Annotated in this window: 2 protein-coding genes; both read right to left on the reverse strand. The window is 76.0% G+C overall.

Going from position 1 to position 16,648, the window contains the following annotated elements:
- Positions 1-1,822: type I polyketide synthase (locus tag AB0D10_RS44660; protein WP_360268351.1), on the reverse strand; the 1,822-nt coding region annotated here is incomplete at its 3' end.
- A 223-nt stretch (positions 1,823-2,045) separates the two neighbouring features.
- Complete coding sequence (locus tag AB0D10_RS44665; RefSeq protein ID WP_360268353.1) at positions 2,046-16,637, reverse strand: type I polyketide synthase; 14,592 nt, start codon at positions 16,635-16,637, stop codon at positions 2,046-2,048.
- Positions 16,638-16,648 lie beyond the last annotated feature (11 nt).

The following is a 16,648-nucleotide window of genomic DNA, read 5'->3' on the forward strand; positions in this document are numbered from 1 at the left end:
TCCGGTTCAGCAACTCCTCGTCCGCACCCCACATCACCTCGCGCAAGCCCGGATCCAGCTCCGCGCACACCGCGTCGAACGCCTCCGCGAACACCGGGAAACGGGTGTACAACTCCCGCCCCATCCCCAGACGTTGCGACCCCTGACCGGAGAACAGGAACGCCGTCGCCCCCTTCCCCACCACGCCCGTCACGACGCTCGTTCCCCCACCGCCGGCCGCCAGGGCGTCCAGAGCGCGCAGTCGCTCCTCCGGGTCGGCCGAGACGATGACGGCCCGGTGGGCCATGGCCGTCCGGCCGGTCGCCAGGGAGTACGCGACGTCGGCCGGGTCGAGCGGGCCGCGCGTCCTGAGGTGGGTGGCCAGGCGTCCGGCCTGGGCCCGCAGGGCCGTCTCGCCGTGCGCCGACAGGGTCCACGGCAGCACCGCCCCGGGTACGGGATCACCGACCTCCAAAGGCTCCGGGGGCGCCGCCTCCAGCACGACGTGCGCGTTGGTGCCGCTCACGCCGAAGGAGGACACCGCCGCGCGCCGGGGCCACGCGTTGGCGGGCCACGCGCGGGCTTCGCCCAGCAGTTCGGCAGCGCCGGCGGTCCAGTCGACGTGCGGGGTGGGGGCGTCGAGGTGCAGGGTGCGCGGCAGCAGTCCGTGCTGCATCGCGAGCACCGTCTTGATCACGCCCGCCACGCCGGAGGCCGCCTGGGTGTGGCCGGTGTTGGACTTCAACGCGCCGATGAGCACCGGCCGTTCGCGGTCCTGCCCGTACGTCGCGAGCAGCGCCTGCGCCTCGATGGGGTCGCCGAGCCGGGTGCCCGTGCCGTGCGCCTCGACGACGTCGACCTCGCCGGGCGTCAGACCGGCGTCGGCCAGGGCCGCCCGGATCACCCGCTGCTGCGACGGACCGTTGGGGGCCGTGAGGCCGTTGGAGGCGCCGTCCTGGTTGACGGCGGAGCCGCGTACGATCGCCAGCACCCGGTGGCCGAGGCGCTGCGCGTCGCAGAGCCGCTCGACCAGGAGGACCGCCGCGCCCTCGCTCCACGCCGTGCCGTCGGCCGCCGCGGTGAAGGGCTTGCACCGGCCGTCGGCGGCCAGGCCGCCCTGCCGGGAGAACTCGGTGAACATCTGCGGGCTGGACATCACCGTCACGCCGCCGGCCAGGGCGAGCGTGCACTCGCCGCGGCGCAGCGACTGCACGGCGAGGTGCAGGGCGACCAGGGAGGAGGAGCAGGCGGTGTCGACCGTGACGGCCGGGCCCTCCAGGCCGAGGACGTAGGAGATCCGGCCCGAGGCGACGCTGACGGTGTTGCCGGTGAGCAAGTGCCCGGCGGCCGCCTCGGCAACCTGGCCGGAGGCGGTGGAGGCGCCGTCGTAGCCGCCGTGTCCGGCGCCGACGAACACGCCGGTGGGCGTTCCGTGGAGCGCCCCGGGGGCGATGCCGGCCCGTTCGACGGCCTCCCACGCGGTCTCCAGCAGGAGCCGCTGCTGGGGGTCCATCGCGAGGGCCTCGCGCGGGGAGATGCCGAAGAACTCGGCGTCGAACTCGCCGGCGTCGTGCAGGAAGCCACTCTCGCGGGAGGTGACGGCGCCCTCGGGCAGGTCCCAGCCGCGGTCGGCGGGGAAGGTGGAGACGGCGTCGACGCCGTCGCGCACCAGGTCCCAGAGTTCCTCCGGGGAGGCGACCCCGCCCGGCAGCCGGCAGGCCATGCCGACCACGGCGATCGGCTCCCGGCGCTGCTCGGTCACCTCGCGGAGCTGTTCGCGGGTCTCGTGGAGGTCCGCGATCGCCCGCTTCAGGTAGTCGCGGAGCTTGTCTTCGTTCGACATCGGGACGTCAACCTCTCCGGGGGTCTGCCAGGAACGCCGTGCGGGAAGGGCGCGGCCGAACGCCCGGTCCGGCGCCGCGCGCACCCCTGGCGTCGGGTCCGACCCGTCGCCCGCCCAGTCTCGCCACGCCCGGCCCCGGTTTTCCCTAGACGCTGGACGCCCCCGACGCGCGGACGGGCGTCGCCCGGCACCCGCAGGTGCCCGGCGACGCCCGTCCGTCGGGTCACTCCCGGCCGCGAAGCCACTCCTCCACGATCTGCGCGGTGAGGGCCGAGTCCTCGCGGATCATCGACAGGTGGTCGGCGTCGACACCGACCACTCGGGCGCCCGGCACGAGCGGCTCGGCCTGGACGCGCTGCTCGATGGGGACCTCGTCGACACCCGTCAGGGCACGGTCGCAGGTGACCAGCAGGACGGGGGCCGTGGTGTGGTGGACCTCCAGGCTGTTGAGCAGGACCATCCAGCGGCCCATGGCGGACAGCCGGGAGTTGGTCAGCCGCACCGGCGAGTCGGCGCCGGTGAAGTTCAGCCGCATCATGCCGGTGTAGTCGGTGCCCTCGTCCGCGTTGTGCTGGAAGCTCAGCGTGTCGAAGAGCACCACACCCGCCGGGCGGATGCCCCACGTGTGCTCCAGCAGGCCGGCCGCGGCGTAGGCGAAGGAGCCGCCGGAGGAGTGGCCGGCGAGGACGAACGGGTGGCCGTCGCCGGCACGCAGGGCGCTCTCGGCGATCACCCGGGTGGCGACCTCGGCAGTGGCGGGCAGCCGCTCGCCGGTGGCGAAGCCGACCAGCGGGAGCGCCGACACCTCGCGCTCGCCGCGGAAGTGGGCGGCGAGCCGCGCGTACTGGTGCACGCCCGCGTTGGCGGTGGGCGCGCTGACGCAGATCAGCCGGGTCGGGCGCGGCCCCTCGGCGAGGCGGGTCGCCCAGGGCAGGTCCTCCAGTTCGGCGGTCGCCTCGAAGGTGGGGCGCAGGGCGGCGACGGTCGCGAGCATGCGCTGGGCCTCGGGCACCTTGCCGTTGGCCAGGGCGTCCGTGAACAGCCGCTCCAGGGAGTCCAGTTCGGGTGCGCCCCCGGGTACGAGGACGGCCCCGTTCTCGCCGTCCTCGGCGCGCTGGTCGGCGATTTCGCTGCGGATCCAGGCAGCGAGCTCGACGGGCGAGCGGCTGTCGAAGACGACGGTCGCGGGCATCCGCAGGCCGGTGACGGCGGCGATCCGGTTGCGCAGTTCGACGGCGGTCAGCGAGTCGAACCCGAGCTCGTAGAAGTCGCGTTCGGCGTCGACGGCGTCCGGCGAGGGGTGGCCGAGGACGGTGGCGGCCTCGGCGCGGACGGTGTCGACGAGGTAGCGCACCCGGTCGCGCTCGTTGAGGTCGAGCAGCTGCCGGGTGAAGCCGGCGGCCGCGTCGGCACCGCTCGCGCCACCGGCTGCGGTACGCCGGGCGGCGCGGACGAGCCCGCGGAACAGCGGCGGCACCTCGCCCTGGGGGCGCATGCCCCCGGCGGCCAGGCCCATCGGGATGACGAGCGGTTCGGCAGAGCCGAGGGCGGCCTCGAACAGGGCCAGGCCCTGCTCGACGGAGAGCGGCGGGATGCCGCCGGACTGCATGCGCCGCATGTCGGTCTCGCTGAGCTCGCTGGTCATGCCCGCTTCCTGGGCCCACGGGCCCCAGGCGAGCGAGGTGCCGGCCAGGCCGAGGGACCTGCGGTGGTCGACCAGGGTGTCGAGGAAGGCGTTGGCCGCGGCGTAGTTGCCCTGGCCGGGGCTGCCCATGACGCCCGCGATGGACGAGAAGACGGCGAAGGTGGCGAGGTCCAGGTGCCGGGTGAGCTCGTGCAGCTGCCAGACGGCGTCGACCTTGGGCCGCAGGACGGCGGACAGCCGCTCGGGGGTGAGCGCGGTGATGATGCCGTCGTCCAGCACGCCGGCCGTGTGGATGACGGCGGTGAGCGGGTGTTCGGCCGGGATGCCGGCGAGCAGGGCCTCGGTGGCGGCGCGGTCGGCGGTGTCGCAGGCGACGACGCGGGCCTCGGCGCCGAGGGCCGCCAGGTCGGCGAGGAGTTCGGCCGCGCCGGGCGCGTCCGGTCCGCGGCGGCTGGTGAGCAGCAGGTGGCGGGCGCCCTTGACGGCGAGGCGGCGGGCGAGGTGGCGGCCCAGGGCGCCGGTGCCGCCGGTGATCAGGACGGTTCCGTCGGGATCGGGCTCCACGGGCATCGTGAGGACGGTCCGGGTGGCGGGCGCCTGGGCGGCGAGCGCGGTGCGGGCGTCGCGGATGTCGTGCGCAACGATTCGAGGCGGGGTGAGCTCGCCGCTTTCCGCCAGGCTGAGGAGTTCCGCGAGGATCGCGGCGGTCTCGTCGGCGTCCGGTTCGGGACGTCGGGCGAAGGCGTCGCCGTCGAGGACGAGGTCGGTGCCCGACGCCGCGCGCTCGACGAGCCGCTCGGGCGGCAGGCCTCGGCCGAGCAGGGCGTCGCGCAGCCCGTCGGGCGCCGTGGCGGACACCTCGGCGCCCAGCCGCAGGGCGAGCTCGACGGCCGCGGTGGCCGGTCCGGTGGCGGTGGCGTGCACGTGGACGGTCCGGCCGGCCGGTCCGCGGCCGAGGGCCTGTCGGGCGGGGAGGAAGTCGGCGGCCAGGGCGGCCGCGGCCGCGAACGACCAGCCGTCGGGCAGCGGGGCCAGCAGGCGCCGGTCGGCGGCCGCCTTCGGCCCGGCGGGCAGCACGCCGAACACCGCGTCACCCGGGCGCAGGTCCGACACGCCGTCACCGACTGCCGTCACCACGCCGGCCCCACCGGAACCGCAGCCAGGGGCGGCGGCCCGGACGGCAACCGCCACCTGTCCGGCCGCGGGCGGCTCGGCCGCCTCAGGGCAGGGCACGAGCGCCATGTCGCCGGGCAGAAGGCCGTCGAGGACCCACGGCGTGCCTGCCGGGGGCAGCAGCCCCGCCGCGTCCACGAGCCGGGCCAGTCGGCCGACCCGCAGCGCGCCGCCGCGGACGGCGAACTGGGCCTCGCCGTCGGCCAGCAGGCCGGGCAGCAGCGGCAGGACCGCGGCCACGTCCTCCGTCCGCTCGACGTCGAGCAGGGCGAAGCGGCCGGGGTGCTCGGAGTTCGCCGAGCGGACCAGGCCCCAGGCGGCGCCGCCGGGAAGGTCGCGGACGGTCTCGCCGTCGGCGGCCCGGACGGCGCCCCGGGTCACGAACACCAGCCGCGAGTCGGCGGCCCGGTCCTCGGCCAGCCAGTCCTGGACCAGGGCGAGCGCGCGCGTGGTGTGCGCGTGGACGGCCTCGGGGACGTCGCCGACCGGGCTCTCCAGGGCGACCAGGACGAGGTCCGGCACCGGGCGGCCGAGGTCCGCGAGGGTCGCGGCCGAGGAGCCCGTGCCGTAGGTGTCCCGGCCGAGCGCCGTGCAGCGCGGCGCCGTGGCGGCGGGCGGCGCGGCCGGCGCGGGGACCCACTCGATCCGGAACAGCGGGTCCCGGCCGGTGCGGGCGGCGGCCGCGGCGGCCTGCGGGGCGCGCAGGGTGACCGAGCCGACGGTCAGCACCGCGCCGCCCGCCGGGTCCGTGGCGGTGACGGACACGGTGTCCTCGCCGAGGCGGGCGAGGCGCACCCGCAGGGCGGCCGCTCCCCCGGCGTGCAGGGCGACGCCCTGCCAGGCCTGGGGCTGCGGCAGCTGCTCCTCGGTGCCGACGCCGATCAGCACGGCGGCGTGCAGGGCGGCGTCGAGCAGGGCCGGGTGGAGGCCGAAGTAGCGGGCGTCCTCGCCGGGTTCGCCGGGCAGCTCGACCTCGGCGAACACCTCCTCGCCGCGCAGCCAGGCGGCGCGCAGGCCCCGGAAGGCCGGGCCGCGTCCGGGCTCGCGGTAGAAGCCGTCCAGGTCGACGGCGAGCGCGCCGGCCGGCGGCCAGGCCGCCTGGGCGTAGTCCGGCAGGTCGGCGTCCTGCGGCACGAGGGTGCCGGTGGCGCAGCGCGTCCACGGCTCGTCGGGGGCGGCGTCGCCGGGGCGGGCGTAGCAGGCGACCGGGCGGGCGCCGGTGTCGTCGGGCGCGCCGACCCTCACCTGGACGACGGGCTCGTCGTCCTCGGCGAGCGGCAGCGGGTCGCCGAGCGTGAGCTCCGCGATCCGGCCGCAGCCGACCTGGTCACCGGCCCGGACGGCCAGTTCGACGAAGGCGGCGGCGGGGAAGGCCGGGTGGCCGCCGATCCGGTGGTCGAGCAGCCACGGGTGCACGCGCAGGGCGAGCCGGCTGGTGAACAGCACCCCGTCGGTGTCGTCGGCGAGCGGGACGGCGGCGCCGAGCAGCGGGTGCTCGGCCGGGACGAGGCCGACCGAGGTGACGTCGCCGGAGAGGGCGGCCGGGCGCGGCCAGTAGCGGCGGCGGTCGAAGGCGTAGGTGGGCAGGTCGACCCGGCGGGCGCCGGTGCCGTCGAACAGGGCCGCCCAGTCGACCGGGACGCCGGCCGCGTGGAGCGTGGCGAGGGCGGTGAGCAGGGTGCGTTCGTCGGCGCGGTCCTTGCGCAGGGCGGCGGCGCGGACGCAGTCGGCCGCGTCGTCGCCGAGGCTCTGCTCGGCGAGGGCGGTGAGGACGCCGTCGGGGCCGAGTTCGAGGAAGGCGCTCGCGCCGGCCTCGCGCAGGGTGCGGACGCCGTCGGCGAAGCGGACGGCGTCGCGGACGTGGCGCACCCAGTAGTCGGGAGTCGTCAGGTCCTCGCCCAGGGCGCCGGTGAGGTTGGAGACGACCGGGATCGAAGGAGCGCCGTAGGACAGGCCGTTGAGGACGGTACGGAAGTCCTCCAGCATCGGGTCCATCAGCGGGGAGTGGAAGGCGTGGGACACCCGCAGGCGCGTGGTCCGGCGGTCGGCGAAGTGCTCCTCGATCGCCGCGACGGCCTCCTCCGCGCCGGAGACGACGACGGAGGTCGGGCCGTTGACGGCGGCGATCGACACGAAGTCGTCCAGCAGGGGCAGGACTTCGTCCTCGGCAGCCTGCACGGCGAGCATCGCACCGCCCGACGGCAGGGCCTGCATCAGTCGGCCGCGCGCCGCCACCAGGGCGCAGGCATCGCCGAGCGAGAACACCCCGGCGACGTGCGCCGCGGCGATCTCGCCGATCGAGTGGCCCGCAACGAACTCCGGCCGCACACCGAGCGATTCGACGAGGCGGAACAGCGCCACCTCGACCGCGAACAACCCGGCCTGGGCGTACGCGGTCCGGTTGATCAGCTCTTCGTCCTCACCCCAGACGACCGTACGCAGCGGCTGGTCCAGGTGCTCGTCCAGCGCCGCGCACACCGCGTCGAAGGCGTCCGCGAACACCGGGAAGCGCGCGTGCAACTCCCGTCCCATGCCGAGGCGCTGGGAGCCCTGCCCGGAGAACAGGAAGGCCGTCGAGCGGTCCGCCGCGACGCCGCGGGCGACCTCCGTCAGCCCCTCGCTGCACGCGAGCAGCACGGCCCGGTGCTCGAAGGCGGAGCGTCCGGCGGCGAGCGAGAAGCCGATGTCCAGCGGGGAGAGTTCGAGCGCGCGGGCGCGGGCGACGTGGGTCTCCAGTGCCTCGTCGGAGCGGCCGGAGAGCACCCACGGGACGACGGCGGGCAGCACCCGCTGGTCCTCGGTGCTCTCGGTGTCGGCGGGTGCCTGTTCGAGGATCACGTGCGCGTTGGTGCCGCTGATCCCGAACGAGGACACCCCGGCGCGCCAGGGCCGGTCGACCTCGGGCCAGGGCCGGGCCTCGGTGAGCAGGTCGATCGAGCCCGCCGACCAGTCCACGACCGTGGACGGCCGGTCGATGTGCAGGGACTTCGGCAGCACGCCGTGCCGCATGGCGAGCACCGTCTTGATCACGCCGGCGACGCCGGCGGCGGCCTGGGTGTGGCCGATGTTGGACTTCAACGAGCCGAGCAGCAGCGGCCGTTCGCGATTCTTGCCATAGGTCGCGAGGAGGGCCTGGGCCTCGATCGGGTCGCCGAGAGCGGTACCGGTGCCGTGGCCCTCGACGGCGTCGACGTCGGCGGCCGACAGTCCCGCGCTCGCGAGGGCCTGGCGGATGACGCGCTGCTGGGAGGGGCCGTTGGGGGCGGTGAGGCCGTTCGAGGCTCCGTCCTGGTTGACGGCGCTGCCCCGCACGACGGCCAGCACCGGGTGCCCGTTGCGGCGCGCGTCCGACAGCCGCTCCAGGACCAGCATGCCGACGCCCTCGGACCAGTTGGTGCCGTCGGCCGCGTCCGAGTAGGCCTTGCAGCGGCCGTCCGCCGCGAGGCCGTTCTGGACGGTGAAGCCGGCGAAGCTCACCGGCGTGGTCATCACCGTCACGCCGCCCGCCAGCGCCAGCGTGCACTCGCCGGCCCGCAGCGCCTGGCCGGCCCAGTGCAGGGCGACCAGCGAGGAGGAGCACGCGGTGTCGACGGTGACGGCCGGGCCCTCCAGGCCGAGGGTGTAGGAGATCCGGCCGGAGAGCACGCTCGATGCGAGGCCGGTGCCGGCGTGGCCGCCGATGTCCTCGCGCGAGTTCATCATCAGGGTGGCGTAGTCGAGGCCGTTGGTGCCGACGAAGACGCCGGTGCGGCTGCCGCCGAGCTTCTGCGGGTCGACCCCGGCGTGCTCCAGGGCCTCCCACGAGGTCTCCAGCAGCAGGCGCTGCTGCGGGTCCATGGCGAGGGCCTCGCGCGGCGAGATGCCGAAGAAGGCCGCGTCGAAGTCGGCGACGGAATCGATGAAACCGCCTTCCAGGGTGGCGCTGCGGCCGCGGCCGTCCCGGTCGCCGACGAGCAGGGTCCGCAGGTCCCAGCCGCGGTCCTCCGGGAAGCCGGCGACGCCGTCGCCGCCCTCGGCGACCAGCCGCCACAGCTCGTCGGGCGAGGTCACCGCGCCGGGCAGCCGGCAGGCCATGCCGACGATGGCGATCGGGTCGCCGTCGTCGGCCGCGGCGCCCGCGGCGGGCGGCAACGGCGCGGAGGCGGGCGTGTCGAGGAGTTCGGCCAGGAGGTGCTCGGCGAGGGCATGGGCGGTCGGGTAGTCGTAGACGGAGGTGGCGGGGAGCTTGAGGCCGGTGGCCGCGCCGAGCCGGGCGGGCAGTTCGACGGCTGTCAGGGAGTCGAAGCCGAGGTCCCGGAATTTGCGGTCCGGGGCGACGGCGGACCGGTCGGCGTAGCCGAGTACGGCGGCGACGTGGGTGCGGACGAGGTCGGTGAGGAGGGCGGTCCGCTCCGTCGGGGTGAGCGCGCGCAGGCGTCCGGTGAGTTCGGAGGCGCCGGTCGCGTAGTCGCGGCGGGTCGCCGCGGCGGCCTCCAGGGCGGTCCGGGCGGCCGGGAGGTCGCGTAGCAGCGGGTTGCCGCGCAGGCCGACGAGGCTCTCCAGGACCTGCGGCTGCGTCAGGTCGAGCAGCACGAGCGCCGGGGCCGGGCGGGTGACGGCCTGGCGCAGGGCTGCCAGGGCGAGGTCGGGGTGCAGGGCCGGGACGGCGGCGCGCTGGGTCCGCCCGTCGTCCTCGGCCGGAGCGCCCGAGCCGATGCCGGTGGCCTCGGCGCCGACCCAGGCGCCCCATGCGATCGAGGTGGCGGGCAGCCCTTCGGCCCGGCGGCGCCGGGCGAGCGCGTCCAGGACAGCGGCCGGGGCCGCGAGGGTGGCCCGGCCGGCGGTGCCGACGGCGCCGGCGACGGAGGAGCAGAGCACGAAGGCCGTCAGGTCGAGGCCGCGGGTGAGCTCGTCCAGGAGGAGCGCGCCCAGGGCACGGACCCGGTGGACGGCGGCGAGGCGCTCGGGCGTCAGGTCGTCGAGGACGCCGTCGTCGACCGTGCCCGCCGCGTGGACGACGGCGGTCAGCGGGGCGTCGGCCGGGATCCCGGCCAGCAGGGCGGCCAGGGCTTCGCGGTCGGCGACGTCGCAGGAGACGATCGTCACGACGGCGCCCAGGCCGGTCAGCTCCTCGGCGAGGTCGGCGGCGCCGGGGGAGTCCGGCCCGCGGCGGCTCGCCAGCAACAGGTGGCTCGCGCCCGCGGCGGCGAGCTGCCGGGCCACGGCGGCGCCCCGGCCGCCGGTGCCCCCGGTGATCAGTACGGTGCCCGGGGTCTCCCCCGGCGTCCAGCCCGCGTCCGGCGCACCGGCCGGGGCCGGCGCCAGCCGGCGGGCGTGGACGGCGGCGGCGCGGATCGCGATCTGGTCCTCGCCGTCCGCGCCGGCGAGGACGGCGGCCAGTCGGCGAACGGCGGACCGGTCCGGCGTCTCGGGCAGATCCACGAGGCCGCCCCACTCCTGGGGGTGCTCCAGTGCGGCGACCCGGCCGAGGCCCCACACGGCGGCCTGCTCGGGCGCGGTCGGCGCGTCGGTGCGGGCCACGGAGACCGCGCCGCGCGTCAGGCACCACAGCGGCGCGGTGACGTCGGCGTCGCGCAGCGCCTGCAGCAGGGTGAGGGTCGCGGCGGCCGGCGCGGCGCCCCCGCCGAGCGCGAGGAGGGACAGGACACCGGTGAACGGGCGCCCGGTCGAGGGCAGTTCCCGCAGCAGCGCGGCGAGCTCGACCCGCTCCGACGCGGGCACGGACAGGCACAACGCGTCCGGTCCGACGGCCTCGCAGACTGCCGTCGCCCACGCCTCGTCGCCGTCCCCGGCCGGCGTCACCACCAGCCACGGGCCGGACGGCCGGGCCGTCGACCCGCCCGGCAGCGCCCGCCAGGACTCGTGGAAGCGCAGCGCGTCCAGCAGGGACTGGTCGCGGTGGTGGCGCCGCCACGCGGACAGGGCGGGGAGCACGGCGCCGAGCGCGTCGCCGTCCACGGCCAGGCCGGCGGCGAGCGCGTCCAGGTCCTCGCCCTCGACGGCGGCCCAGAACCGGGCGTCCAGCGGGTCGTCCGGCGCAGCGCCGCCGGGGCGGCCGGCCGGGGCGTGCGTCTGCGGCCAGTAGCGCTCGCGCTGGAACGCGTAGGTCGGCAGGCCGGTGCGGCGGGCGCCGGTGCCGTCGAACAGCCGCGCCCAGTCGACGGGCACACCGACGACGTGGAGGCGGGCGAGCGCGGTCAGCAGGGTGGCCTCTTCGGGGCGGCCCCGGCGGCCGACCGGCTCGACGACCGCGTCCGGGGCGTCAGCGCGCGGGGAATCGGCCAGCGTCTGGCGGACGGCCGGGGACAGGGCCGTGTCGGGGCCCAGCTCCAGGAAGTCGGTCGCGCCGGCGGCGTACAGGGTCCGGACGCCGTCGGCGAAGCGGACGGTCTCGCGGACATGGCGCACCCAGTAGTCGGGAGTCGTCAGGTCCTCGCCCAGGGCGCCGGTGAGGTTGGACACGACCGGGATCGAAGGAGCGCCGTAGGACAGGCCGTTGAGGACCGTACGGAAGTCCTCCAGCATCGGATCCATCAGCGGGGAGTGGAAGGCGTGGGACACCCGCAGACGCGTGGTCCGGCGGTCGGCGAACTGCTCCTCGATCGCCGCGACGGCCTCCTCCGTGCCCGAGACGACGACGGAGGTCGGGCCGTTGACGGCAGCGATCGACACGAAGTCGCCCAGCAGCGGCAGGACTTCCTCTTCCGTCGCCTGGACCGCGAGCATCGCACCACCGTCCGGCAGCGCCTGCATCAGCCGGCCGCGCGCCGCCACCAGGGCACAGGCGTCTTCGAGCGAGAACACCCCGGCGACGTGCGCGGCCGCGATCTCGCCGATCGAGTGCCCCGCGACGTAGTCGGCCCGCACGCCCAGCGATTCGACGAGGCGGAACAGCGCCACCTCGACCGCGAACAACCCGGCCTGGGCGTACGCGGTCCGGTTGATCAGCTCTTCGTCCTCACCCCAGACAATCTCGCGAACAGGCAGGTCGAACTGCGCGCAGACCGCGTCGAAGGCCTCGGCGAACACGGGGAAACGCGCGTACAGGTCCCGTCCCATGCCGAGACGTTGGGCTCCCTGCCCGGAGAACAGCAGCGCCGTCCTGCGCTCGCCGTCGACGACACCGCGAGCCACCTCCGTGCCGTCCAGCAGCACCGCCCGGTGCGCGAACCGCGACCGGTCGGCGGCCAGTGACAGGCCGACGTCCACGGGCGAGCCGTCCACCCTGGCGACCCGCGCCAGCTGCGCGTCCAGCGCCGCCTCCGACGTGCCCGCCAGAACCCACGGCACGACGCCCGGCACGAGCGACGGCTCCGCTGCGGGGACCTCGACCGGCGGAGCCTGCTCGACGATCACGTGCGCGTTGGTGCCGCTGATTCCGAAGGCGGACACGCCCGCGCGGCGCGGTCGGCCGGTGTCCGGCCACTGCTCGGCCTGCGTGAGCAGCCGGATGTCACCGGCCGCCCAGTCGACGTGCGAGGACGGCGCGTCCACGTGCAGCGTGCGGGGCAGCACGCCGTGCTGCATCGAGAGCACGGCCTTGATCACGCCGGCCGCGCCGGCGGCGGCCTGGGTGTGGCCGATGTTGGACTTCAACGAGCCGAGCAGCAGCGGCCGTTCGCGGTCCTGCCCGTAGGTGGCGAGGAGAGCTTGGGCCTCGATCGGGTCGCCCAGGGTGGTGCCGGTGCCGTGGCCCTCGACGAAGTCGACCTCCGCCGCCGAGAGACGGGCGTTGGCGAGGGCCTGGCGGATGACGCGCTGCTGGGAAGGGCCGTTGGGGGCGGTGAGGCCGTTCGAGGCTCCGTCCTGGTTGACGGCCGAGCCGCGAACGACGGCCAGGACCGGGTGCCCGTTGCGGCGGGCGTCCGAAAGGCGCTCCAGCACCAGGACGCCCGCGCCCTCGGACCAGCCCGTCCCGTCGGCGCCGTCCGCGAACGCCTTGCAGCGCCCGTCCGGGGCCAGTCCGCCCTGCCGCGTGAAGCCGGGGAAGCCGAGCGAGGACGACATCACAGTGACGCCGCCGGCCAGCGCCAGCGTGCACTCGCCGCTGCGCAGCGACTGCGCGGCCAGGTGCATCGCCACCAGCGAGGAGGAGCACGCCGTGTCGACGGTGACCGCCGGCCCCTCCAGGCCGAAGGTGTAGGAGATCCGGCCGGAGACCACGCTCGCGGCCAGGCCGGTGCTCGCGTGGCCCTCGATGTCCTCCTGGGCGTTCATGACGAGCGTCAGGTAGTCCTGGCCGCCGGTGCCGACGAAGACGCCGGTCCGGCTGCCGCGCAGCGCCGCGGGGTCGATCCCGGCGCGCTCGACGGCCTCCCAGGACGTCTCCAGCAGGAGCCGCTGCTGCGGGTCCATGGCGAGGGCCTCGCGCGGCGAGATGCCGAAGAACGCCGCGTCGAAGTCGGCCACCCCGTGCAGGAAGCCGCCCTTCGCGGTGGCGCTGCGCCCCCGGTCGCCGGGGCCGCCGCCGAGCAGGGTGTCGAGGTCCCAGCCCCGGTCGGTCGGGAAGTCGGAGATGCCCTCGCGGCCCTCGGCGACCAGCGCCCACAGCTCCTCGGGCGTGCCGATCCCGCCGGGCAGCCGGCAGGCCATGCCGACGATCGCGATCGGGTCGTCCGCCGTGGGGACGACCGCGACGGCCGGGGCCGGCGGCTCCTCGTGCTGCCCGAGCACCTCCGCCAGGACGAGGTCGGCGATCGCGGCGGGGGTGGGGTGGTCGAAGACCAGCGTCGCCGGGAGGCGCAGGCCGGTGACGGCGGTGAGGCGGTTACGCAGTTCGAGTGCCGTGAGGGAGTCGATGCCGAGGTCGTGGAAGTCACGGTCGGCGGCGACGGCCTGCGGCGAGGCGTGGCCGAGGACGGCGGCGGCCTCGGTGCGTATCAGGTCGACGACGTGGCGCAGGCGATCGGTCTCGCGCAGCTCGTACAGGCGAGCGGCGAGGGCCGTCATGGTCGCGGCGCCGGTGCCGGTGGCGGAGGCCGTGCGGCGCCCGCCGGGCAGGAGGGCGCGGAACATCGTGGGCACCTCGCCACGCGGGCGTGCCCCGGCGGCCATGCGGCCGGTCGCGACCAGGTACGGCTCGTCGACGGCCATGGCGGCATCCAGCAAGGCGAGACCGTCTTCCTCGGTGAGGGGCGGGACTCCGGAGGCGTGGATGCGGTGCAGGTCGGCTTCGGAGAGGGTCCCGGTCATGCCGGCGGTGGGCATCCAGGCGCCCCAGCCCAGGGACTGCGCGGGCAGGCCCTGGTGGCGGCGCCAGTGCGCCAGCGCGTCCAGGTAGACGTTCGCGGCCGCGTAGTTGCCCTGGCCCGCCGTACCCATCACGCCGGAGATGGAGGAGAACAGGACGAAGGCCTTCAGGTCCTGGTCCTCGGTCAGCTCGTGGAGGTTCCACACCGCATCCACCTTCGGGCGAAGGACGCCCGACAGCCGCTCGGGGGTGAGCGCGGTGACGACACCGTCGTCCAGCACACCGGCCGCGTGCACGACGCCCGTGACCGTCCGGCCGTGGAGGGCTTCCGCGAGCGCCTCCCGGTCAGCGGCGTCACAGGCCACCACCTCGACGCGCGCACCCAGCTCCGCCAGCTCGTCCACCAGCTCGGACGCGCCGCCGCGCCTGCTCAGCAACAGCAGTTCGCCGACGCCGTGTTCGGTGACGAGGTGCCGGGCGACGAGACGGCCCAGACCGCCCGTGCCACCCGTGATCACCACCGTGCCCGCGCCCCAGCCCTTCGAAGGTTCGCCACCGAGGGCGGCACGGGCCAGCCGGCCCACCCGGACGACGCCGTCGCGCACCACCACCTGGGACTCGCCCACGGCCAGCACCGCGTCCAGCGGCAGCTCACCGTCCGCGTCCGGGTCCGCGTCCACGAGGACGAACCGGCCCGGGTTCTCCGCCTCCGCCGCCCGCACCAGGCCCCACACGGCAGCGCCGGCCAGGTCCGCGACCTCGCCACCCGGCACCGCGCCCCGGGTCGTGAACACCAGACGCGCGTCCGCGAAACGCGGCTCGGCCAGCCACTCCTGCACCAGGCCCAACGCCCACGCCGCCACCTCGTGCACGGCCTCCGGCGTCGAACCACCCGTCACCGGAACCACCACGGCACCCGGCACCTCGTCGCCGATCTCAGCCAGCGAGGCGACGTCCACGCCCAGCGTCAGGGCCGCCACGCTCTCACCCGCACGCGACGGCGCGGGCACCCACTCCAGCCTGAGCAGCGACCCCGCCGCCGTTCCCTGCGCCACAGCGGCCGGCTCGGCCAACGTCAGGGCCTCGGCCGACAGCACCGGGTCCCCTGCCGCGTCCGCGACGGCGAGCGCGAGCGTCTCCGCGCCCGTGCGCACGAGCCGCGCCCGCACCACGGTCGCGCCCGAGGCGTGCAGCGACACCCCCGACCACGCCGTCGGCACCAGCCCGCGGCCGTCCGCCCGCACCACCGCCGCCAGCAGCGCCGGGTGCACGCCGAACCCTGCGGACTCGCCGACCGAGTCGCCCGGCAGGACCGCCTCGACGAAGGTCTCCTCGCCGCGCCGCCAGACCGACCGCAGCCCGTCGAAGGCCGGGCCGAGGTCCGCCTCCTCCCGGAGCGCGGTGAGCTCCGCGACGACCGCGCCCTTCGGCGGCCACACCGAGGCGTCGAACTCGGCCGTGCGCTCGCCGCGGACGAGGTCGCCCGTGGCGTGCTCCGTCCACGGGCCGTCGTCGGTGTCCGGCCGGGAGAAGATCCGCACCGGGCGGGCGCCGCAGGCCGCCGGGGCCTCCACCTGGATCTGGACGACGACCGCCCCGTCCTCCGGCAGCACCAGCGGCTCGGCCAGCGTCAGCCGCTCGACCCGGTCGCAGGCGACCTGGTCACCGGCACGGACCGCCAGCTCCACGAACCCGGCCGGTGGAAAGACCGCCACGCCGCCCACCCGGTGGTCGCCCAGCCACGGCTGCGCCTTCAGCGACAGCCGGCCGGTCAGCAGCGTGCCCTCGGCGTTCGCGAGCGCGACGGTCGCGCCCAGCAGCGGGTGCTCGGCGGGCGACAGACCGGCGCCGGTCACGTCCCCGATCCGGCGGGCCGGGCGCGGCCAGTAGTGCTCGCGCTGGAACGGGTAGGTGGGCAGCTCCACCTGGCGGGCGCCGGTGCCGTCGAACAGCCGCGTCCAGTCGACCGGGACGCCGACGACGTGCAGCCGCGCCAGCGCGGTGACCAGGGTGTGCTCCTCGGGCCGGTCACGGCGCAGCAGCGGGAGCGCGGGGGCGTCCGGGTCCTGCTGGGCGAGGGCGGCGAGGACGCCGTCCGGGCCGACCTCGACGAAGGCGGTGGCGCCGGCCTCGCGCAGGGCGCGGACGCCGTCGGCGAAGCGGACGGTCTCGCGGACGTGGCGCACCCAGTAGTCGGGGGTGCGGAGGTCCGCACCCAGAGCGCCTGTGAGGTTGGAGACCAGCGGGATCGAAGGGGCGCTGTAGGACAGGCCGTTGAGGACCTCGCGGAAGTCCGCCAGCATCGGATCCATCAGCGACGAGTGGAACGCGTGGGAGACCCTGAGCCGCGTCGCCTTGCGGTCGGAGAAGTGCGCGCGGATCTCCTCGACGGCCTCCTCCGCGCCCGAGACGACCACGGAGGTCGGACCGTTGACGGCCGCGACCGACACGAACTCACCCAGAAGCGGCCGGACTTCGTCCTCCGTCGCCTGCACCGCCAGCATCGCGCCGCCCTCCGGCAGTGCCTGCATCAGCCGGCCACGGGCACGCACCAGCGTGCAGGCATCCGCCAGCGAGAACACCCCGGCCACGTGTGCGGCCGCCACCTCACCGATCGAGTGCCCGGCCACGAACTCCGACTCCACGCCCAGCGATTCGAGCAGCCGGAACAACGCCACCTCGACCGCGAACAACCCCGCCTGGGCGTACTCCGTCCGGTTCAGCAGCTCCGCGTCCTCGCCCCACACCACCTCGCGCAAGCCCGGCTCGAACTCCGCACACACCGCATCGAATGCCTTCGCGAACACCGGGAACCTGG

Source organism: Kitasatospora sp. NPDC048545 (assembly GCF_040651155.1).
Taxonomy (GTDB): domain Bacteria; phylum Actinomycetota; class Actinomycetes; order Streptomycetales; family Streptomycetaceae; genus Kitasatospora.